This is a genomic window from Allotamlana fucoidanivorans, assembly GCF_006265225.1.
GTDB classification, from domain to species: domain Bacteria; phylum Bacteroidota; class Bacteroidia; order Flavobacteriales; family Flavobacteriaceae; genus Allotamlana; species Allotamlana fucoidanivorans.
Genome location: NZ_VDCS01000067.1, coordinates 1 through 449 on the forward strand (window position 1 = coordinate 1; position 449 = coordinate 449).

Consider the following 449-nt stretch of genomic DNA (forward strand, 5'->3'; position numbering starts at 1 on the left):
CCAGTTAACACCGTAGCCGCTCTTGAAGCCCTCGGACTTTCTATTGCGGATGCCTGTACCAATGATACTGATTTAATAGTAACTAGCTCTGATAGTGCCTCTGGTACCTGTCCTATTGTCGTTACCAGAACTTATACCATTACCGATGCCTGTGGGAATGCAGAAACTTATGACCAAATCATAAATGTAGATGATGATACCCCGCCTACCATATCGGGAACTATTGCTGAGTCTACCGTGGAAGGATGTCTAGCTACTGATGCCACAGCGCCAGTTAACACCGTAGCCGCTCTTGAAGCCCTCGGACTTTCTATTGCGGATGCCTGTACCAATGATACTGATTTAATAGTAACTAGCTCTGATAGTGCCTCTGGTACCTGTCCTATTGTCGTTACCAGAACTTATACCATTACCGATGCCTGTGGGAATGCAGAAACTTATGACCAAAT

The 449-nt window shown here is 45.4% G+C and carries 1 protein-coding gene; it reads left to right on the forward strand.

Translation table 11 applies throughout. The features are described 5' to 3' along the window. On the forward strand, nucleotides 1-449 hold a 449-nt coding region (locus FGF67_RS17325; RefSeq protein WP_455423354.1), incomplete at both ends, for an HYR-like domain-containing protein.